This window comes from Streptomyces sp. NPDC094448 (assembly GCF_044763775.1).
GTDB lineage: Bacteria > Actinomycetota > Actinomycetes > Streptomycetales > Streptomycetaceae > Streptomyces.
The window spans coordinates 622,508-642,460 of record NZ_JBIWGU010000002.1 but is presented as its reverse complement, the minus strand read 5'-3'; the positions used below and the strand labels follow the sequence as shown (position 1 = coordinate 642,460).

General features: G+C 72.8%; 21 protein-coding genes. 15 read left to right on the top strand and 6 right to left on the bottom strand.

All coding sequences use genetic code 11. From position 1 onward, the window contains the following. The first annotated feature begins 39 nt into the window (after positions 1-39). Both ACIQ9E_RS06300 and ACIQ9E_RS06295 read left to right on the top strand, forming a co-directional pair. The gene (locus tag ACIQ9E_RS06300; protein WP_403702960.1) at positions 40-1,428 is read left to right on the top strand and encodes an ATP-grasp domain-containing protein; all 1,389 of its coding nucleotides are present in this window, start codon (positions 40-42) and stop codon (positions 1,426-1,428) included. A gap of 58 nt (positions 1,429-1,486) precedes the next feature. Next, entirely contained in the window at positions 1,487-2,755 is a 1,269-nt protein-coding gene (locus tag ACIQ9E_RS06295) for an NAD(P)-binding domain-containing protein (protein WP_403702686.1), read from the top strand. Positions 2,756-2,805: 50 nt separating this feature from the next. Here ACIQ9E_RS06295 and ACIQ9E_RS06290 read toward each other — a convergent pair whose 3' ends face one another. Continuing rightward, complete coding sequence (locus ACIQ9E_RS06290) at positions 2,806-3,075, bottom strand: hypothetical protein (protein ID WP_403702683.1); 270 nt, start codon at positions 3,073-3,075, stop codon at positions 2,806-2,808. A gap of 322 nt (positions 3,076-3,397) precedes the next feature. On the opposite strand from ACIQ9E_RS06290, the gene ACIQ9E_RS06285 reads away from it, so the two are divergent. Together ACIQ9E_RS06285 and ACIQ9E_RS06280 are read left to right on the top strand one after the other, a co-directional pair. Beyond that, positions 3,398-3,976: a DUF4352 domain-containing protein gene (locus tag ACIQ9E_RS06285; RefSeq protein ID WP_403702680.1), complete on the top strand. Its 579-nt coding sequence runs from the start codon at positions 3,398-3,400 to the stop codon at positions 3,974-3,976. 45 nt (positions 3,977-4,021) lie between these two features. Then, positions 4,022-4,531: a DUF5949 family protein gene (locus ACIQ9E_RS06280; protein ID WP_403702677.1), complete on the top strand. Its 510-nt coding sequence runs from the start codon at positions 4,022-4,024 to the stop codon at positions 4,529-4,531. 21 nt (positions 4,532-4,552) lie between these two features. On the opposite strand, the gene ACIQ9E_RS06275 is transcribed toward ACIQ9E_RS06280, so the two are convergent. Then, the gene (locus ACIQ9E_RS06275; protein WP_403702674.1) at positions 4,553-5,824 is read right to left on the bottom strand and encodes a cytochrome P450; all 1,272 of its coding nucleotides are present in this window, start codon (positions 5,822-5,824) and stop codon (positions 4,553-4,555) included. 221 nt (positions 5,825-6,045) lie between these two features. Between ACIQ9E_RS06275 and ACIQ9E_RS06270 the strand changes: the two genes are divergently transcribed. From ACIQ9E_RS06270 to ACIQ9E_RS06260, 3 genes are all read left to right on the top strand, one after another. Then, positions 6,046-6,546, top strand: a complete 501-nt coding sequence (locus tag ACIQ9E_RS06270) for a hypothetical protein (RefSeq protein ID WP_403702670.1) — start codon at positions 6,046-6,048, stop codon at positions 6,544-6,546. A gap of 128 nt (positions 6,547-6,674) precedes the next feature. Continuing rightward, positions 6,675-7,145 (top strand): tyrosinase family oxidase copper chaperone, encoded by a 471-nt coding sequence (locus ACIQ9E_RS06265; RefSeq protein ID WP_403702667.1) that lies wholly within the window; start codon positions 6,675-6,677, stop codon positions 7,143-7,145. Between the two features lie 40 nt (positions 7,146-7,185). After that, on the top strand, positions 7,186-8,046 hold the full coding sequence (locus ACIQ9E_RS06260; protein WP_403702957.1) for a tyrosinase family protein: 861 nt from the start codon (positions 7,186-7,188) through the stop codon (positions 8,044-8,046). 87 nt (positions 8,047-8,133) lie between these two features. Here the strand turns inward: ACIQ9E_RS06260 and ACIQ9E_RS06255 are convergent, their stop codons facing one another. Beyond that, the gene (locus ACIQ9E_RS06255; protein WP_403702665.1) at positions 8,134-8,388 is read right to left on the bottom strand and encodes a chaplin; all 255 of its coding nucleotides are present in this window, start codon (positions 8,386-8,388) and stop codon (positions 8,134-8,136) included. Between the two features lie 164 nt (positions 8,389-8,552). On the opposite strand from ACIQ9E_RS06255, the gene ACIQ9E_RS06250 reads away from it, so the two are divergent. Then, positions 8,553-8,798 carry a hypothetical protein gene (locus ACIQ9E_RS06250; RefSeq protein WP_403702663.1) on the top strand — a complete coding sequence of 82 codons (246 nt, stop codon included), beginning with the start codon at positions 8,553-8,555 and terminating at the stop codon, positions 8,796-8,798. Between the two features lie 451 nt (positions 8,799-9,249). Here the strand turns inward: ACIQ9E_RS06250 and ACIQ9E_RS06245 are convergent, their stop codons facing one another. Both ACIQ9E_RS06245 and ACIQ9E_RS06240 read right to left on the bottom strand, forming a co-directional pair. Continuing rightward, a complete protein-coding gene (locus tag ACIQ9E_RS06245) occupies positions 9,250-10,866 on the bottom strand; it encodes an amidohydrolase family protein (RefSeq protein WP_403702660.1) in 1,617 nt (538 codons plus the stop codon). Positions 10,867-10,882: 16 nt separating this feature from the next. After that, complete coding sequence (locus ACIQ9E_RS06240) at positions 10,883-12,160, bottom strand: amino acid deaminase (protein ID WP_403702657.1); 1,278 nt, start codon at positions 12,158-12,160, stop codon at positions 10,883-10,885. Between the two features lie 254 nt (positions 12,161-12,414). On the opposite strand from ACIQ9E_RS06240, the gene ACIQ9E_RS06235 reads away from it, so the two are divergent. From ACIQ9E_RS06235 to ACIQ9E_RS06205, 7 genes are all read left to right on the top strand, one after another. Next, entirely contained in the window at positions 12,415-13,401 is a 987-nt protein-coding gene (locus ACIQ9E_RS06235) for a sugar kinase (protein ID WP_403702954.1), read from the top strand. Further along, a complete protein-coding gene (locus ACIQ9E_RS06230) occupies positions 13,398-14,150 on the top strand; it encodes an IclR family transcriptional regulator (RefSeq protein WP_366254833.1) in 753 nt (250 codons plus the stop codon). Before ACIQ9E_RS06235 ends, ACIQ9E_RS06230 begins: the two co-directional genes overlap by 4 nt. A gap of 54 nt (positions 14,151-14,204) precedes the next feature. Next, positions 14,205-14,615 carry a RidA family protein gene (locus tag ACIQ9E_RS06225; protein WP_006346964.1) on the top strand — a complete coding sequence of 137 codons (411 nt, stop codon included), beginning with the start codon at positions 14,205-14,207 and terminating at the stop codon, positions 14,613-14,615. A gap of 819 nt (positions 14,616-15,434) precedes the next feature. After that, positions 15,435-16,919, top strand: coding sequence for a GntP family permease (locus ACIQ9E_RS06220; RefSeq protein WP_403702951.1), 1,485 nt, complete (start codon positions 15,435-15,437; stop codon positions 16,917-16,919). Positions 16,920-17,107: 188 nt separating this feature from the next. Continuing rightward, the gene (locus ACIQ9E_RS06215) at positions 17,108-17,752 is read left to right on the top strand and encodes a CatB-related O-acetyltransferase (RefSeq protein ID WP_403702653.1); all 645 of its coding nucleotides are present in this window, start codon (positions 17,108-17,110) and stop codon (positions 17,750-17,752) included. Between the two features lie 52 nt (positions 17,753-17,804). After that, entirely contained in the window at positions 17,805-18,158 is a 354-nt protein-coding gene (locus ACIQ9E_RS06210; RefSeq protein WP_403702650.1) for a VOC family protein, read from the top strand. A 130-nt stretch (positions 18,159-18,288) separates the two neighbouring features. Beyond that, positions 18,289-18,546, top strand: coding sequence for a hypothetical protein (locus ACIQ9E_RS06205; protein WP_403702647.1), 258 nt, complete (start codon positions 18,289-18,291; stop codon positions 18,544-18,546). 142 nt (positions 18,547-18,688) lie between these two features. Here ACIQ9E_RS06205 and ACIQ9E_RS06200 read toward each other — a convergent pair whose 3' ends face one another. After that, entirely contained in the window at positions 18,689-19,825 is a 1,137-nt protein-coding gene (locus tag ACIQ9E_RS06200) for a serine hydrolase domain-containing protein (RefSeq protein ID WP_403702644.1), read from the bottom strand. Between the last annotated feature and the right edge of the window lie 128 nt (positions 19,826-19,953).

Here is a 19,953-nt window from a genome sequence, read left to right as displayed (position 1 = left end):
GCGTTCCGCACGACCATCCAGGTGAAAGATGTGACGTCCATGCCACCGTTCGACGCCGGGGTTCCCGCGCTGGTGCTGCGCCTCGACCGGAACCCCTTTCACCACGGGACCCTCGGGGCCGTCAGATCCCTGGGGCGGGCCGGGGTCGAGGTGCACGCCGTCGTCGAGTCGGCGGCGAGCCCCGTCGTCCGCTCCCGGTATCTGCACCGGGCGCACTTCGTCGCCCCCGGCGCGGTCCGCCCGGACGGCACCGGCTTCACCGAACTGCTGCTGCGGGTCTCGGAGCGGATCGGCCGGCCCGCCGTACTGATCCCGATGGACGATCTCGGTGCGATCCTCACGGCCGCGCACGCGCCCCGACTCGGTGCCCGCTATCTCGTGCCCGACCAGGCCCCGGGGCTGCCGGACGCGCTCGCCGACAAGTCGCTGCTCGCGGAGGTGTGCGGGCGGGCGGGTGTTCCGCATCCGGAGACCGTGGTGCCCGGCAGCGCGGCCGAAGCCGCCGGGGCCGTGGGCGCCCTCGGGCTGCCGCTGGTCGCCAAGTGGAGCCGCCCGTGGCTGCTGCCGGCGGGGACCGGACTGCGCAGTACGACCCTGGTCCGCTCGCCGGGCGCGGCGGGGGCGCTGTACGAGCGGGGCGCGGACAGCGGGGCCGGTCTGCTGCTCCAGCGCCGGCTGCCGGACGTGCCGGACGCGGACTGGTTCTTCCACGGCTGTTTCGGTGCCGGCGGCCGGCTGCTGGCCGGGGGCACCGGCCGCAAGGAACTCTCCTGGCCGCCGCGCGCCGGACTGACCGCCAAGGGCCGCTGGCACCCCAATCAGGAGGTGGCGGCGATCGCCCTCGGGCTGGTGGCGCACACCGGCTACCGGGGCGTCATCGACCTCGACCTCCGGCGCGACCGGACCGGCGGCACCTACCGGCTGCTGGACGCCAACCCCCGGCCCGGGGCGCAGTTCCGGCTCTTCACGGCACCCGACGGTACGGATGTCGTGCGGGCGCTGTACCGGGATCTGACCGGCCAGGTCCCGCCGCCGCCCGGGGAAAGTCCGGGCCGGGTCTTCGTCGCCGAGAACTATGCGCTGCTGTCGGCGCTGACGGCCCGCCCCGCCGCACGGCGCCGGGCCGGCACAGAACCCGCAGCCCCGGCCCCTCGTGCACGTCCCGCAGCCCCGGCCCCTCGTGCACGTCCCGCAGCCCCGGCCCCTCGTGCACGTTCCGCAGCCCCGGCCGCCTTGCCCGCCCTGTCTGCGCTCTCCTCTCCATCCGCCTTGTCCGGCCTCGGACGGCTCGGCCACGGGCCCGGTATCGAGTCCGCCTGGTTCGCCGGGGACGATCCGCTGCCCTTTGCGGCCATGGCGGGCGCCTGGCTGGGGCGCGGGCTGACCAAGGGAGTCCGCCGGGCTCGCGCGGTACTGCACCACCCCTGAAGGCCCCGTCCCCGTCCCCTCATCCCCTCCCCACCCCTCACCCAGGAGGAAACGCACCATGTACGACGTGGCAGTCATCGGCGCCGGGCCCTACGGGCTGTCGGTTGCCGCGCATGCGGCCGCCGCCGGAATGCGGGCGAAGGTCTTCGGCCGGGCGATGGAGTCCTGGCGGGACCATATGCCCGAGGGGATGTACCTCAAGTCCGAGCCGTGGGCGTCGAATCTGTCGGATCCGGCCGGTGCGCGTACTCTCGCCCGCTACGGCGCCGAGGCGGGTTTCCCGACCGAGCACGGCCGTCCGCTGCCGATCGGAGCCTTCACGGACTACGGGCTCTGGTTCGCCCGGCACGCCGTGCCCGGTCTCGACGAGCGGATCGTGACCCGGATCGCGGCGGGCGGCGACGGGTTCACCGTCGGAACCGCGGACGGCGAGAGTGTCCGGGCCCGTACCGTCGTCGTCGCCGTCGGGGTGCTGCCGTTCGCCCGGATCCCGGGGCCGCTGGCGAAACTGCCGCGGGAGTACGTTACGCACAGCACCGGCCACCACGATCTGAGCGGCTTCCGCGGCCGGGACGTCACGGTCGTCGGCGCGGGCCAGGCGGCTCTGGAGACGGCGACACTTCTGGCGGAGGGCGGCGCCCGGCCCCTGCTGGTGGCGCGGGCGGGGCGGGTGAACTGGAACACCGTCCCGGTACCGGAGGACCGGCCGCTGCCGCGGCGGCTGCGGACCCCGCTCAGCGGTCTCGGCTCCGGCTGGCGGAGCTGGATCTACTCGGAACTGCCCTGGGCCGTAAGGAGACTGTCCGACGCCCGGCGCGAGCACATCGCCCGCACCGCACTGGGTCCGGCGGGCGCCTGGTGGCTGCGGGAGCGGTACGAGGGCCGGGTCCCGGAACTGCTGGCCCACCGGATCCGCGGCGCCCGGCTCCACGAGGGCCGGGTCCGGCTCGCCCTGGACGCCCCCGGCGGCCCGGTCACCGTCGACACCGCCCATGTGGTGGCCGCCACCGGATTCGTCCCGGACCTCGACCGGCTCACCCTTCTCGACGCCCGGCTCCGCGCCCGCCTGTCCACGCTCGGCACCGGCCGCGCCCCGGAGCTGAGCCCGTCGTTCGAATCGTCGTGCCCCGGCCTGTTCTTCACGGGCCTGCTGAGCGCCCCGGCGTTCGGCCCGTCGATGCGCTTCGTCCACGGAGCGACGTACACAGCCCCGAGAATCCTGACGGCCCTCCACCACCACCTCCGCCGAACCCCCCGCCCGGGCCGGGTCCCGGCCCCGCCCCAGCCGCCTTCCGCCGCCCGGCGGGATCGGGTACGGGAGGGCTGAACCCCGGCCGGGCCCGCCCGGACAGGGGGGCCGGGCCGGGTTCCCCCGGGTCAGGCCGGGTGGAACCAGGTGCCGCGCAGGGGTGGGGGCGGGGGGCCGGTGAGGGGGTCGTGCGGGGGTGGGAAGCGGGTGGTGCGGGCCCATTCCAGGTCCGGGCCGCCCGGGAGGGTGCGGTTGGCCTCCGACCATTCGCGGAGCAGCTCTTCGTAGATCGGGGTCGTTCCGGCCGGTGGGGCCGCCGGGTGGGCGTGGGTACCCGGGTGAGGGGCCGGGATGGTCGGGACGCGCTGCCATCGGGGAGTCGAGGATGTCCTTGCCATACGACAGCAAACGGGGGCTCACGGGACGAAGTCACTGTCGGCATGCCTGCGCGGAGTAGCGCAGGAACGGTTTTTCGAGGCGTAGGGGTGTGAGCCGGTACCCGGGGGCCGCCATTCCGCGCCCCGGCGCCGGAAGAGCGCGTAATCGGCTGTACGGAGACGGCGCGTGCGCCCCCAAAAAGGGCGCTGGGCGCACGCCGGTGGGGTGTGGATGGCGCGGTGGTGTGCACCTGGGCCGACACGAACCCGGTGGGGCCCCGAATGGCCGTCCTCGGGGCGTCAAGGCCGTGATCATACGGAAAACGGCCTGGATGAGGGGATCATGATGCGACGCAAGGCGCTGCCGTTTCTGCTGTCGGTCTCGGTGCTCGGCAGTGGTCTGACCGCCTGCCAGGGCGCGCCCGTCGAGAGTGCGGATGCCAAGCAGGTCCATCCGGCCGCGACCGCCCGGCCTGCCGGGGGCGCCCGGGGCGCGGCGCTTCTGGGCGACGCCGTCGACCTCGGCGGACGGGCCTCCGGTGAGCATCTGCGGATGTCCGCCACGGCGTACGTCGACCCCGCCGTGCCGGTCCGGAGGACGGGGGTGCCCGTCTCCCGTCCGGCGGAGGGGATGCGCCGGGTCGGGATCCGGGTCGCCCTGCTCAATGTCGGCGGCAGCTCCTACGATGCGAGCGGTACGCGGACCTGGGTCACCGATACGGCCGGAAAACGCCATCCGGCGGTATCCGGCGGGGAAATCACCACCGGGCTTCCGGTGAAATGGAACATTCTTGCGGCGGGTGATTCTGTCGAGGGCTGGCTGCTGTTCGATGTGCCGGAGTCCGCCGCTCTCGGCCAATTCCACTGTGACCTCGGAAAATCGGTCGTCGAGTGGCGGCTTCAAGCTCCGCCGAGCAGGTGAACGCCGAGGGTGGACGGGGGTTCCGGGGCACTAGGGTGCCGAACCATGACGACAGCCAACACTGCCACCTCCGCCAAGAATTCCGTCGACCGCAGTCATTTGGGAACGCTTTCCGTACTCGCCTGGACCGGTGATCCCGAGGCCGGGCACGATATGCCCTATCTCCTCGTCTATTCCCTCGGTGACGGCGCGGGCAGCGCGGAGGAGGGCGAGGCCGCCCTGCTCGGAATGATCGCGGATTGCGGGGCCAAGGCGGGAGATATGTCCGATGCCACCTCGGCTTCGGTGACTTCCCCGGTCCGGCTGCTGGTGGAGGCCGGACAGGCCGTCCTCAACATGCCGCACCTCAGCGCCCAGTGCCCGGCTCCGCCGGAGTGGCTGGCGGCGGCCGACGGCCGGGGCCACGCCCATGTCATCATCGCCAGCCGCCCCTGGCCCGAGGCCAAGCCCGGCGAGCAGATCACCGAGGAGAGCCTCCAGACCTACCTCGGTGACGAGGAGACCCTGCTGTCGTCCGCGCATATCCTGGTCCGCGTCTCCCAGCTCCGTTCGTAACGGCCCCGAGGCGGTTCGCCTTCACCGCCGGGCGGTGAAGGCGAACGGCAGTGCCCGAACCCGGTTGTCGAAACTGGACGCGACCAGTTCCGCCGGGCCCGTGGCCCGCAGGCCGTCCGTCCGGGCCAGCAGTTCACCGAAGACCGCCTTCATCTCCTGGCGCGCCAGATGCGCGCCCAGGCAGTAGTGCGGTCCACCGCCCCCGTACCCCAGATGAGGGTTGGGCGACCGGGTGATGTCGAAGACGTCGGGCGATGCGAACACCGCCTCGTCGCGGTTGGCCGACGCGTAGAACAGCACCACCTTGTCGCCCGGACGGAGATCGCGTCCGCCGACCCGGCACTCGGCCGCCACCGTCCGCCGGAACTGGATGATCGGTGTCGAGTGCCGGACGATCTCCTCCGCTGCACCGTCCCCGTACCGCTCGATGTCCGAGGCCAGCAGCTCCCGCTGCTCGGGGTGTTCGCCGAGCAGGACCAGACCGTGCGCCAGGGCGTTGCGCGTGGTCTCCACCCCGGCGACCAGCAGCAGCGAGAAGAACGCGCCCAGCTCCCGGGCGTTCAGCGCCCGGCCGTCGACGTCCGCCGTGACCAGCGCCGAGATCAGATCGCCCGCGGGCTCGCGGCGGCGCTCCCGCGCCAGCCGGCCCATTACGCGCTGGAGGTGTGCCAGGGCGCGCAGCCCCCGTCCCGGCATCCGCAGCCTCCGCCGGCCCACGCCCACGTTCTGCGACGCCTCGTCGATCCGGCGGGCGATCTCCCGCCGGTGGACCTCCGGGATGCCCATCAGATCGCAGATGATCTCGAACGGCATCCGGGACGCCACCGCCGCCACGAAGTCCGCCGGCCGGTCCCGGAGCATCTCGTCCACGATCCGCGCGGCCACCGCGCGGATGTTCTCCTCGGCCGCCGCGAGCAGCCGCGGGGTGAACGCGCGGGCGACGATCCGCCGCAGATCGGCGTGGTCCGGATCGTCCATGTTCACCATGGAGTTGCCGAACAGCGCCTTCACCCAGGCCGCCGGTTCGGGGGTGGTGACCCCGGGGGCGCTGGTGAAGGTCCGGGGCGTCCGGCTGGCGTGCTGGACATCGGCGTGCCGCACCAGGGCGTAGAAACCGCCGGGCCCTTCGGGGGCGCCGAAGCGGACCGGCGCTCCGAGGGACCGCAGCGCGGCGAAGGCCGCCAGCCGGTCGGGGCGGGGCAGCGTCCAGAACGCCGGATCGGCGAGATCGAAGGGCCCGCGGTCGCCGTCGGGGCCGGATGTGCGGATACGGGCGGGGGCCGGGGTGTTCATGGCCTGTGCTCTCCTCGGGGTCGGACCGGCCGGGCGGACTCCCGCACCGGGACCGCCCCCCATATTCCCGCTGCCCGCGGCCCCGTTCCGCAGGGCAGGGCCCTGCGGTTGCTGCATTCGGGGGAACTTTGTCCCGGCCCGGTCGCCGCGGTCGTTCTCCGGACGCGGTTGTCGCAACCGGCACGATGAGAAGACGAGAAGGAAGAGGAGCACAACCACCCATGAAGTCGACCACCAGGTGTTCAGTCGCGGCGGTGCTGGCGTGCATGGCATCGGCCGTCGGGGCGGGCTCCGCCGCCGCCGTGTCCGTTCCGGTCACCCTTCCGCTGGAGAGCCTGGAAACGGTCCTCCCGGTACCGGCGCCCGAGTTGAGCACCGGCGTGCCCGTGCCGGTGCCGGGCGCCCCGCAGGCTCCCGAGCATGTCGCCGGGCGGATGCTCCCGTACGGAACGCTCCCGCAGATCCCGCTCAGCAGCGAACTGCCCGTGACGGAGCTGGGGGTACCCGTGACGGAACCGCTCGGCGAGGGCACCCTGGGGGTCGCACAGGCCACGTCCGAGGCGGGGGAGCTGTCGCTGGCCACCCCCGGCGCCTCCCTGGGCGCCCCGCTGTCGGCGCCCCGGCCCGAACTGTACGGACAGCCCGAACCGGTCCTGCCGGAGCTGGCCCTGCTCACGCCGGAGTTCCGGGGAGCACCCACGGCGGGCGTGCTGTACCACTGACGCCACCACCGGACCTGCCGGTGGTATCGGCCGGGCGGGACGGTCCACCCGGAAGGGGAACCCTTTCGCCGTCCTCTCGTTGACAGGGTCCGTACCCCTGTTCCCCGCAGACCGTGAAGGGCCGCCCCATGCGCATCCCCGACCGCCTCGGCACCAACGCCACCACCAGCCCCGGCCGTTCCGGTGCGGGCCTGCCGCGCCGGCTGGCGCTCCGCGCGCTGTTCACCGCGGCGGTGGTCGGGGGGACCGCCGGGGCGCTGGCGCCGCTGCTCGGCACCCTGCGCCCCGGCCCCGGGGCGGCCGGGCCCGCCGCGCTGGAGCGGTTCTCGGAGACGTACCGCGGCCGGCGTATCGAGGGCACGGCGACGGTGCTGGTCCCGGCCCGCGGCGCTCCGGCGCACGGCCCGGCGGGGCACGCGGGTGCGCTGCCGACGGTGGAGGTACGGATCGACGGCAGACCGCTGCACATCATGCGGCGCGCCGACGGCAGCTTTATGAGCCTGGTCAACCACTACGAGTCCTTCCCGACGCTGCGGGAGGTCGCCCGTGCCGCCGTCGACGAACTGGGAGCGGCGCAGCTGGCGGTGCACCGTGGCTGAGTCTCCCGTGGCCGGGGCGCCCGCGTCCGGCGCGCCCGCGGTGCCCGTCCGCAAGAACCAGCGCGATCTGACCGCGGCGGAGAAGAGGCGCTTCGTGGACGCGGTGCTGGAGCTGAAGCGCCGCGGCGCGTACGACGAGTTCGTCCGGATGCACGGCGAGTTCTATGTCACGGACGGCGAGCTGCGGCCCCGGGCCGCGCATATGACCCCGTCGTTCTTCCCCTGGCACCGGCGCTATCTGCTGGAGTTCGAGCGGGCGCTCCAACGGATCGACGAGCGGGTCACCGTCCCGTACTGGGACTGGACGCTGGACACCTCGCCCACGTCGTCCCTCTGGGCGGACGACTTCCTCGGCGGCACCGGCCGGACGGGCGACCGCCAGGTCACCACCGGTCCTTTCGCCTACGGGAACGGCAACTGGACGGTCAACTCGCGGGTGGTGGACGGCCGGTATCTCACCCGTGACCTGGGCCGCCCGTCCGATCCGCTGACGCTGCCGACGAAGGAGGACGTCGAGCGGGCCCTCGCCGATCCGGAGTATGACGCTCCGCCGTGGGACTCCACGGCGCGCAGGGGTTTCCGCAACGCCCTGGAGGGCTGGGCCGCAGGCAGTCCGGAGCGTTGGCGCACACACAACCGGGTGCACCGCTGGGTGGGCGGGCTGATGCTGGGCGCCACCTCGCCCAACGATCCCGTGTTCTGGCTGCACCACTCCTTCGTCGACCTGCTGTGGGAGCGGTGGCGGCGGACGCATCCGGAGTCGGGCTATCTTCCGGCGGCGAAGCTGCCCCGGGGCGACCGGCAGCACAACCGGGTCTTCGCGCTGGACGAGCCGCTGCCGCCGTGGGACGTGGCCCCCGCCGAGCTGCTGGACCACACGCGCTGGTACCGCTACGGGTGAGCGGCGCCCGCCGGTGCACAGGCCGAGGGCCCCGGTCCGCCGACGGAGGTCGGGGAGCGGGGCCCTCGGGCTCGGGGAATCCGGGGATCAGTAAGCGCCGCCGCCGGCGTTGACGCACTGGTTGCCGAACGTCGGGTTCAGCAGGCCGATCACGTCGATCGTGTTGCCGCACACGTTCACGGGGATGTTGATCGGAACCTGGACGACGTTGCCGGAGATGACGCCGGGGGAGTTGGCGGCGGCACCGTGGGCTCCGGCGTCAGCGGCGGCCATGCCCGCGCCACCGGCCAGCAGGGCGCCGGACCCGGCGATGACGGCGGCGGCCTTCGCGATACGCGACATCAGTAGTTCTCCTTGCAGAGTCTGAGCATCGGCCGCGGAACTTGCGGCCTTCACGTTGACAACGCGGTACCTCGTAGGTGGTAACGGATCTTCGGTGAACTGATCGTCTGTGCGAGTGGTGTCCGGGCCGTGACCCCCGCGGGGGTCGGGCCGTTGCGCCGGGCATGACGAACCGAAGCAACCACCGACACCGCAAGCCCTCCCGTGCGCTCACCGCGACCGGACTCGCTCTGGCCGCCGTGGCGGCGGCGGGTGCGGCGACCGCGGCCCACGCCGCCCCCGCCGAGGCGACCGCCACGTCCGGCGGCGAAATCGACCGCAATCTGCTGAAGCCCCCGCCCGGCGGGGTGCTCGCCCCGGTCGCGGACGCGGCGTCCTCCCTGGCCCAGGGCCGTCTCCCGGGCGCGTAGCCCTTCCAGGGGGGCGGAGGATTCTCCGCGGGGCGCGCCCCGGGGCTTTTGACGCCAGAGTGCCTCTGGGCCGAGGGCGCGGGGGCGCGGGGGTCCGCCCCCACGCCCTTCGGGCATAGGGGCGCTGGGGGTTCCCCCATGCCGTTCGGGCATAGGGGGCGGAACTGCGCGAGCGACCGTCCGTCCGTGACGGATGGCCGGCAGCGTGCCCTCATCGCGCCGGGTGCGTCCCGGACCCCCGCCCCGGCAGGAAACGCACCCTCACCGCGCCGGGCGCGCCCCGAGCCTCCGGCACCCGCCGGCGCCGGGCGCACCCCGGTCTCAAGCCCCCTGGAGGGAGCGGGCGGCCCCCGACCTCAAGCCTCCCGGGGGGATCCGTGCCGGTGCCCCGACGGCGGTGGGGCCCCGGCACGGACGTCTCGGTCGCTCGGCATCTCGGCGTCTCGGTGGCTCAGTCCACCGGCCGGCGCCGGACCGAGCGGCCCGCGAGGACATCCGTACGGACACCGTCCTCGATGACGAAGCGGCCGTCGATCAGGACGTACGGAATGCCCGTCGGAAGGGTCCGCGGCGTCTCGAACGTGGAGCCCGCCGCCACCGTCGCCGGATCGAAGAGCACCAGGTCCGCGCGGTAGCCCTCGCGGACCAGTCCGCGGTCCGGCAGCCGCAGCCGGGCCGCCGGGCGGGAGGTCAGATGCGCGACCGTCTCCTCCAGCGACAGGACGCCGAGGTCGCGCGCGTACCGTCCGAGGTAGTGCGGGAAGGTGCCGTACGCCCGCGGATGCGGTTTCGCGCCCTGGAGGATGCCGTCGCTGCCGCCGGTGTGGACCCGGTGGCGCATGATCGTGCGGACGTTCTCCTCGTGGCCCACGTGCTGGAGGATCGTCGAGCCGAGCCGGTCCGCGATCATCAGCCCGCGGGCGGTGACCCACGGCGCCTCGCCGCGTTCCTTCGCTGACTCCTCGACGGTTTTGCCGACGTACCCGCCGAGCGCCGGGTCGGAGACTCCGGAGATCTCGATGGTCTCCCACTCCATCGGCACCCCGTGGCAGCCGTCGGAGCCGATCTCCTCCAGATGGTGCCGGATCCGCTCCGCGGTCTCGTCGTCCCGCAGCCGCTCCAGCAGTGCGTCGGGGCCGCCTTCGCTCGCCCAGCTCGGCAGGGTGGCGACCAGGGTGGTGGAGCCGGGGGTGTAGGGGTACGTGTCGAGGCTGATGTCGGCGCCCGCGTCCAGCGCCTCGTCGAGAAGGGCCAGCAGTTCGCCCGCCTTCCCCTTGTTGACGCCGAAGTTCATGGTGGCGTGCGCCAGGTGCAGGGCGCAGCCCGCCTCCCGGCTGAGCCGGACCATCTCCTCGTACGCCTGGAGGGCACCGGCGCCGTAGGAGCGGTGGTGCGGGCAGTAGTAGCCGCCGTAGGAGGCGACGACCCGGCACAGTTCGGTCAGTTCGGCCTCGGGGGCGTACATCCCGGGGGTGTAGGTGAGTCCGGAGGACATGCCGACGGCGCCCTGTTCCAGGCCCTCGGCGACGAGCTGCTTCATCCGGGTCAGCTCGGCGCCGGTGGCCGGGCGGTCCTCCCAGCCGACCGCGTACATCCGGACGGTGCCCTGGGGGACGAGGTAGGCGGCGTTGACCGCGATGCCCCGGTCGAGGCGGTCGAGGTATTCGCCGACCGTACGCCAGTCGAAGTCGACGGAGTCGTCGCCGGGTCCGCCGCCGTTCCAGCCGTTGATGGAGCGGCGGACGCCTTCGAGGGTGCGGTCGTCGACGGGGGCGTACGAGAGTCCGTCCTGGCCCAGCACTTCGAGGGTGACGCCCTGGGCGGCCTTCGCCTCGTGGCCGGGGTCGCGCAGCAGTGCCAGGTCGCTGTGGGCGTGCATATCGATGAAGCCGGGGGCGAGTGCAAGACCGGCGGCGTCGAGGACACGGGTGCCGGGGGCGGTGGCGGGGGCCGGGTCGCCCTCGCGGCGGATCGCGGCGATCCGGCCGTCGCGTATCAGGACGTCGGCACGGTAGGAGGCGCCGCCGCTGCCGTCGACGACACGGGTGTCGCGGATGAGGAGGTCCATCGCTGTTCCGCCTGTCTCAGAAGAAGGTGCGGATGAAGTCGGTGACGGTGCCGTCGGCTTCGACCACCGGGATCAGCTGCCACTTGTCGAAGGACGTACAGGGATGGGACAGGCCCATGCCGATCCAGTCCCCGACCTCCAGTTCGGCGTCGGGAGAGGTGCGGACCCAGCCGTGCTGGTCGGAGAGCCCGCTGATCTCGATGCCGTCGGCGGGGCGGATCTCGCCGGTCCGCGCGGACCGGACCACCTGGGCCTCGGGGAGGTCGAGATCGTACGCGGCGTCCCGCTTGCCCGCGTTGAGGAAGGCCTGCCCGGGTCCCGGCCGGGAGACGACCTGGGCCCAGAGCCGGAACGCGGGCTGGAGCGCGCCCTCGTCGGGAACCCGGTTGAAGGGGGTGAGATGGCGGTAGTGGCCGTCGTCGTGGGAGACGTAGGCGCCGGAGCGCAGCAGCTTCAGCACCGGGCGGGAGAGCGCCGGGATCTCCGCGAAGACGTCCGCGACGGCGTCGAACCAGGCGGAGCCGCCCGCGCTGATCACCACATCGGCGCTGTCGGCGAACCGGCCCTCCCGGTCGAAGGCCCCGGCCAGCGCCACGAGGCGGCGCAGCCAGGCGCGGACCCGCTCGCCGTCGGCTTCGGGCACCTCGCCCTCGTATCCGGCGACGCCCACCAGCTTCAGCGTGCCGGTGGCGGCGATCGCATCGGCGACGGCGGCGCACTCGGCCTCCGTACGGGCTCCGGTACGGGCGCCCTCCCCGGCGCCGAGTTCGACGACGACCTCGACCGGGCGGCGGGCCCCGGCCTCGGCCAGGGCCCGGTCCATCAGCTCGACGCCGCGCACCGAGTCGGCGTAGCAGACGAAGCGGAAGTCGGGGTCGCGGTCCAGCTCCCCGGCCAGCCAGCGCAGCGCGGCCGGGTCGACGACCTCGTTGGCCAGGAAGATCCGCTGGATGCCGTGGGCGCGGCAGACCCGGGCCTGGTGGGGGACGGCGACGGTGATGCCCCAGGCGCCGCGCTCCAGCTGGCGGGCGAAGAGCTGGGGGGACATGGACGTCTTGCCGTGCGGGGCGAAGGCCAGGCCGTGGCGTTCCGAGTAGGTCTGGAGGAGGTCGAGATTGTGCTCGACGGATGCGGCCGAGAGCGCGAGGACGGGGGTGGTGAAGCCGCCGGTGAACAGGGAGCGGCGCTCGGCCGCCAGCTCGGCCACGGTCAGCCCGTCGGCATCCGGCGGCAGCGCCTTGAAGCGGTGGTCGACGCGCTCGTGGCGGAGCTGGCCCAGCGGTTCGGCGGGCATGGGGTCGCCTCCTCGGTTCGTACTCGTGTCGTACTCGGTTCCTGCGTTGCATTGTCTGCAACGGTCATTGCGTATAACGCTTGGTGCTGTCTAACATCCGGCCCAGCGCCGGGTCAATGGACCCGACGGCCCCAGACCCCGCGAGGAGCCCCAGGGTGAGCAGCGTGAACGGCCCCGACCTCCCGGCACCGCCCGGTGCGGCCGGTGCGGCCGGCCCGGCGCCGGTGACCGAGGTGACCTGCCTCGGTGAGTCCATGGTCACGTTCCTCCCCACCGTGCCCGGACGCCTCGCCGACGTCCCCGCCTTCACCCGCGCGATCGGCGGCGCGGAGTCCAACGTCGCCTGCGCCCTGGCCGCCGCCGGACACCGCACCGCCTGGGTCAGCCGGGTCGGCGCCGACGGCTTCGGCGACCATCTCGTCGCCGCCGTCGCCGCCTACGGGGTCGACACCTCCGCCGTGGCCCGCGATCCCGGCCGCCCGACCGGCGTCTACTTCCGCACCGCCACCGACCGGTCCGCCTCCGGCCACGAGGTCGCCTACTACCGCGCCGGGTCCGCCGCCTCCGCGATGTCGCCCCGGACCGTCCCGTACGCCCTGGTCTCCCGCACCCGTGTCCTGCATCTCTCCGGGATCACCGCCGCCCTCTCCGCCGACTGCCTCGCGCTCCTGCGCGAACTGATGCTTTCCCGCGAAGAGCGCCCCCTGATCTCCTTCGACGTCAACCACCGCCCCGGACTCTGGCGGGCCGCCGAAGCCGGACCGGTGCTCCTCGGTCTCGCCCGCGACGCGGACCTGGTCTTCGTCGGCGAGGACGAGGCCGAGACCGCCTGGGGCATCGGCGGGCCCGACGCGATCCGCGCCGCCCTGCCCGAACCGCGGACCCTGATCGTCAAACAGGGCGCCGCCGGGGCCACCGCGTACGTCCGCGGCACCGACGGCGCCGACACCGCCGTCTTCGTCCCCGCGCCCGCCGTCGAGGTCGTCGCACCCGTCGGCGCCGGGGACGCCTTCGCCGCCGGCTACCTCTCCGCCACCCTGCGCGGACTCCCGCCGCGCGACCGGCTGCGCCACGGCCATCTCACCGCCGCGGCCGCCCTCACCGTCCCCGGCGACGTCGGCACACCCCCCGGCCGGGACCGCGCCGACCGGCTGGCGGCCCTCGACGACACCGACTGGGAGAGACTTCGTCTCGGCCCCGGCTGGACCTCAGCCGCGGATGAGGAGGTACGTACGCCATGAGCCAGACCGTCGACCGCGCGCTGAGCATCCTGCCGCTGCTCGCCCAGGGACCCGCCGACCTCGGACAGGTCGCGCAGCGCCTCGACGTCCACAAGTCCACCGCGCTGCGCCTGCTGCGTACCCTCCACGACCACGGGCTCGTCTTCCGGCAGCAGGACCAGCGCTACCGGCTCGGCGCGCGGCTCTTCGCCCTGGCCCAGGAGGCCATCGAGAACCTCGATGTCCGCGAGATCGCCCACTCCCATCTCGTCACCCTCAACGAGCAGATCGGGCACACCGTCCACCTCGCCGTGTACGAGGAGAACGAGGTGCTCTACATCGACAAGGTCGAGAGCCGCTACCCGGTCCGGATGTACTCCCGGATCGGCAAACCGGTCGCGATCACCGTCGCCGCCGTGGCGAAGCTGCTGCTGGCCGACCTCTCCGAGTCCGAGCGGCGCATGATCGCCGAACGGCTCGACTACCCCATGTACACGTCCCGTTCGACGCCGAACGCCGCCGCCTTCCTCAAGGAGCTGGCGACCGTACGCGAACAGGGCTGGGCCACCGACCTCGGCGGCCACGAGGAGTCCATCAACTGCATCGGCGCCCCCATCCGGGGCGCGGGCGGCAAGGTCGTCGCCGCGATGTCGGTCTCGGCGCCGAACGTCGTCGTCACGGCCGAGGAACTGCTCACCCTTCTCCCGCTGGTCCGCCGGACCGCCGACGCGATCAGCCGGGAGTACTCCGGGGCCGTCACCCCGCACTGAACCCACCCGTCCCTCCCCGAATCCCACGGGCACCGACTCCCACGAGGAAAAGGCATGACCGAGAAGACCGCGATCACCCCCGCCACCCACACCGCCCCGCCCGCGAAGTTCTCGCACGGCGTGAAGAAGGGCAACATCCTCCAGGTCGCCGGCCAGGTCGGCTTCCTGCCCGCGGTCGAGGGGCAGCCCCCGACGCCGGCCGGCCCGACCCTGCGCGAGCAGACCCTCCAGACCTTCGCCAACGTCAAGGCGATCCTGGAGGAGGGCGGCGCGTCCTGGGACGACGTGATGATGATGCGCGTCTACCTGACGGACGTGGACCACTTCGCCGAGATGAACGAGATCTACAACGCCTACTTCGAGGAGCAGGGCCTGAAGGCGCCGGCGTCCGCCCGTACCACCGTGTACGTCGGTCTGCCGGCCGGGCTGCTCATCGAGATCGACGCGCTGGCCGTCCTGGGCTGACGCATCCGGTCCGGCGGGGGCGCGTCGCCACGCGTTCCCACCGGACCGGCGGGTGGCACCGGTCCGGCCCCCTGTACCGGCCGGTGCGCCCCGGTGACCGGGTCGGGTACGGCCGGGTGCTGCGGTGGTCCGTAGGCCGCGGGCGTCCGGTCCCGCCGTACGGCAACGGCTGCGACAGGCCGCGGGCGTCGGGAACCGCCCGGCACCACCACGATCACCACGGCTGTACGCCCGCAGGCATCCGGTACCGGCCGGGCCACCGATCCGGCCGGTGCCGGATGAACCGCCTGCGGACGGCCGGGTCCGGACAGCGGCGCCGTCCGCCCGCAGCGCGGGCCGGGCGGGACTGCGCGGATACGGCCCGGGGCCGGCCGGGGCGGAACCGCGCGCCCGCGCCCGCACCCGCCACCGGCGGGCCGCCCCTGAACGGTCCTCCGGCGGCGCCCCGTTCGGCCCGTGCACCCCTGCGCACGGCGCTGTAACCCTGCCCCCTCCGCAGGTCCCGGGAGACCCCCGTGGACCGCACCCCGGCCCGGCGGCCATCGCTTCCGGGCCCCGCGAACGACACCACCTGCCCTATCCGGCGCTACGGGATCACGTCGCTCGCACTGATCACACCAGCAACATCAGCAACACCAGTAGCTCTCGGCTCTCGGTGGTCATCCTTCCGGAAGCCCCTCAGCGCACCCCCGGCTGGAACCCCTGACGTACCACCGCACCACCGGACACGGTCCGGCCTCCGCACCCCCTGCCCGCGGAGCGCCGTACCGCGGTCCGCCGTACCCGAGAACCCCTCCACCGACGTAAGGGTTTGTCGTGTTGCCAACCACCGCCATAGCCGCCTCGGCGCCCGCCGCCGAGGCACCGCCCCACACCGGAGGACTCCTCCTCCTCATCGACGGCACCGCCGGTCTGCTGACCGTCGCCGCGCTCGGCATCGTGCTGCTGCTGGTGCTGATCATCAAGGTGCGGCTCCAGCCGTTCGTCGCGCTGCTCGCCGTCTCCATAGCCGTCGGCCTCGCCGCCGGTCTCTCCGTCACCGAACTCTTCGGCACCATCCAGCGCTCCGCCGCCACCTCGGTCATCGAGACCGGAATGGGCGGCATCCTCGGCCATGTCGCGATCATCATCGGCCTCGGCACCATGCTCGGCGCCATCCTGGAGGTCTCCGGCGGCGCCGAAGTCCTCAGCAAGCGGCTGCTGAACCTCTTCGGCGAGAAGCGCGCCCCGCTCGCCATGGGTGTGACCGGTGTGATCTTCGGTATCCCGGTCTTCTTCGACGTCGGCATCTTCGTCCTGGCGCCGATCGTGTACGCCGCCGCCAAGCGCTCCGGCAAATCGATCCTGCTGTACGCGATGCCGCTGCTGGCCGGTCTCTCCATGACCCACGCCTTCCTGCCGCCGCACCCGGGTCCGGTCGCCGCGGCCGGGCTGTTCGACGTCTCGCTGGGCTGGGTCATCCTCATGGGCGTCGTGGTGGGCCTTCCGGCGGTCGCCGCCGCCTGGGTCTTCTCGGACTGGATCGGCCGGCGCATCCACGTCGACGTTCCGCAGGACATGCTGGAGGCCGCCGAGGAGGCCAAGGCGACGGTTGCCGCCGAACGCGCCGCGGAGGGCCGGAGCGCGCCCGAGTCCGAGGTATCCCTCGCGACCGTACTGCTGATCATCGGTACGCCGCTGGTGCTGATCCTGGCCGCCACGTTCTCCTCCATCGCGCTGGACGAGTCCACGTTCCGCTCGGTCGTCGAGTTCTTCGGCAACCCGTTCGTGGCCCTGACCATCGCCCTGGTGATGGCGTACTACCTGCTGGGCATCCGGCGCGGCTGGTCCCGCAAATCGCTGGAGCAGGTGTCGACCTCGTCCCTGAAGCCGGTCGGCAACATCCTGCTCGTCGTCGGCGCGGGCGGGGTCTTCGGCGCCGTCCTCAAGGCGAGCGGCGTCGCGCAGGCCCTCTCCGACACCTTCGAGGACGTCGGCCTGCCGATCATCGTGCTGGCCTATCTGATCTCGCTGGTGCTGCGGGTCGCGCAGGGTTCGGCGACGGTCGCGATCGTGACCACCGCGGGCATCGTGCTCCCGCTGGTCGAGAACGCCGACCACTCGCAGGCGTTCCTGGCGCTGGTCATCATGGCGATCTCGGCGGGTTCGATCTTCGCCTCGCACGTCAACGACGGCGGCTTCTGGATCGTCGCGAAGTACTTCGGCATCTCGGAGCGCGACACCCTCAAGTCGTGGACCGTGCTGGAGTGCGTCCTGTCGGTCGTCGGTTTCGCGGTCGCCGCGCTGCTGAGCCTGTTCGTCTAGAGCCCCGCCGCCCCGGGCCCCGGTCGGCGGGGTCCGGGGCGGCGGTCCGTCCGGAGGACGGGACGGGGGCGGGGTGCGGGGGTCCCGGGGCCGTTGCCGTCCGGCCGACTCCGGTTCCGTGAAAAGTGCTTGCGGCGGTCCGCAGAATGGATGTGATCGTCAACCGCCGCCGACCGAAAGCGATCCCCATGAACCGCGTTCCCGCGGACCCGACGGTGCTCCACCCGTTCCCCGACCAGCCGCGGGTGGTCCTGCTCAAGCCTCTGGTGACCTCGCCGCTGATCGAAGCCGGGGAGTACTCCTACTACGACGACCCCGACGACGCGACCGCGTTCGAGACCCGCAACGTCCTCTACCACTACGGGCCCGAGAAGCTGGTCATCGGGAAGTACTGCGCGCTGGGAACCGGGGTGCGGTTCATCATGAACGGCGCCAACCACCGTATGGACGGCCCCTCCACCTTCCCCTTCCCCATCATGGGCGGCTCCTGGGCCGAACACTTCGACCTGATCACCGGCCTGCCCGGCAGGGGCGACACGATCGTCGGAAACGACGTCTGGTTCGGCTACAACACCATGGTCATGCCCGGGGTACGCATCGGGCACGGCGCGATCATCGCCTCCGGATCCGTCGTCGTCGACGACGTCCCCGACTACGGCATCGTCGGCGGCAACCCGGCGCAACTCATCCGTACCCGCTACAACGACGACGACATCGCCCGCCTGCTCGCCCTCGCCTGGTGGGACTGGCCCGCGGATCACGTCACCGAACACCTCCGGGCCATCATGTCCGGCACCATCGGCGACCTGGAGGAACTCGCACCCCGGAGCTGAGCCGCGGATGCGTACCGGTCCTCCCGCACGGCCGCAGGTCTAAGCTCTGCGGATGACCTTGGAATGGGAGCAGGTAATCGTCCACTCGGTGGATCCGGCGGCCTTGGGCCAGTGGTGGGCCGACGCGCTGGGCTGGGTGGTGGTCCACTCCTCCGACGACGAGTTCGAGATCCGCCCCGCCCCGGACCGCCTGCCGGGCCTGGAGTTCGTCCGGGTCGACGAGGCCGGGAAGGCGAAGAGCCGGCTGCACCTCGACTTCCGGCCCGACGACCAGAAGGCCGAGGTGGCCCGGCTGGTGGCGCACGGCGCCCGGCGGGTGGACATCGGCCAGGGGGAGCGGTCGTGGGTCGTCCTGGCGGATCCTGAGGACAATTTGTTCTGTGTGCTCCAGCGGCGGCCTCAGTAGCGGGTCTCCGGTCCGGCCGACCGGTGCGGGCGGCACCGAACGCGCTCTCCGGCCCCTGCACCGGAAAACCCCATCCGCGGTCGGCGGCGCATGAGTACAGTCGGCGCACCGAACAGGACGAGGAGCCCGGGTGAGCCCAGAAGAGAAGGATCCTTCCGGCCGCGGCCGGAAGGCCGTGGCCATCAGATGGACACAGGCCGGGCTGCTCGGACTCGTCGTCGTGCTGTTCGCTGTCGGCATCGGGGAGCGGGAGCCCGGCGGGGGTTCCAGCTCGGTGATGTTCGGCCTGACGGCCGCCTCGGCACTCGCCATCGGAGTGCTGGAACGCCATCGGGCCCGATCCGTCCGGCGCTTCCGGCAGCGGCCGCCGGGTGCGGCCGCCGACTGAACGGCTTCCGCCGGTCCCTGCGCGACAGCGCGACGAGGCCGACCGCCACCGGGCGCCGACCAGAACGCATACCGCTCCCCGAGGGCCGTCCGGGGCGGCCTCGTACGGCCCTCGGCGCGTATCACCGGTCCGGTGAACGCCTTTACCGGCCGAGTGCCCGGACCACCGACTTCAGCAGGCCCTCGTTCTCCGGGGCCGTACCGCCCGGGAAGGCGAACCGGCGGCGGGTGTAGGCGTAGGCGAAGCCCTGCCGCGGGTCGGCGAAGGCGAGGGAGCCCGCGGCGCCGCTGTGGCCGTAGGAGTCGGCGCCGAGGAAGGAGAAGCGCAGGCCCATGGCGAGGAAGCCCAGGCCGAACGCGTCCGGTTCCCCGTTGACCAGGTCGTTGCCTTCGGAGTGGATCCGGGCGAACTCGGCGGCCGTGTCCGGCTTCAGCAGCGGGCTCCGGCCGTCCAGTCCGAACGCCGCCGCCGCGTACATCCCGGCCAGTCCGCGCGCGGAGCCGATACCGGCCGCCGACGTCTGCCCCTTGGCCCGTACCGTGCGGGAGTTCGGGAAGTCGTACAGCTCGACGGGATCCGCCACATGCTGGTTGAAGGCGATACCGGCCAGGCTGTACGGGCCGTGGGCCCCGGCGTCCAGTTCGGCCTGCTGCTCCGGGGTCGGCAGCATCGGGAGGACGGTGACATAGCGCGGCTCCTCGGACTCCGGGAGGCCCAGCCACATATCGAGGCCGTACGGGGCGCGTATCCGCTCCTCGTACCACTCGTGCAGGGTGCGTCCCGTGGCCCGGAACACGACCTCTCCGACCAGCGCGCCGATCACGAACCCGTGGTAGCCGAAGAACCGCCCCGGCTGCCAGAACGGGCGCTGCCCGGCGAGGCGGGCCGCGATCGCCCGGTCGTCGGCCAGCTCCTCCGGGGTGAAGCCCGCGTCCAGGCCGACCACTCCGGCCCGGTGCGCGAGCAGTTCGCGCAGGGTGACCCCGCCCTTCCCTTCGGCGGCGAAGTCCGGCCAGTACGAGGCGACGGTACGGTCCAGGTCCAGCAGACCGTCCTGGACCAGGAGCGCGGTCACCAGATAGGCGGCGCCCTTGGTGCACGAGAAGACGCCGATCAGGGAGTCTGCGGTGACCCCGTCCGACCACAGATCCACCACCCGCTCACCGCCCCGGTGCACCACCAGCTGCGCGCCCGGCTCGTGCTCCTCGCCCGCGAGGAAGGCGGCGAACTCCTCCCGTACCCCCTCGAAACCGGCGGTGACCGTGCCGTGGACTGCCATGGACCCTCCCGAACTGCCGTACGGATCTTGTGCCTGGCGACAACTTGCCTGCGGGTGGCAACTATTCCCGGCGTCGCCAGTCGGCCGAGGGCGGGATCTGCGGTGTCACATGATGAGGGCAGGGACCA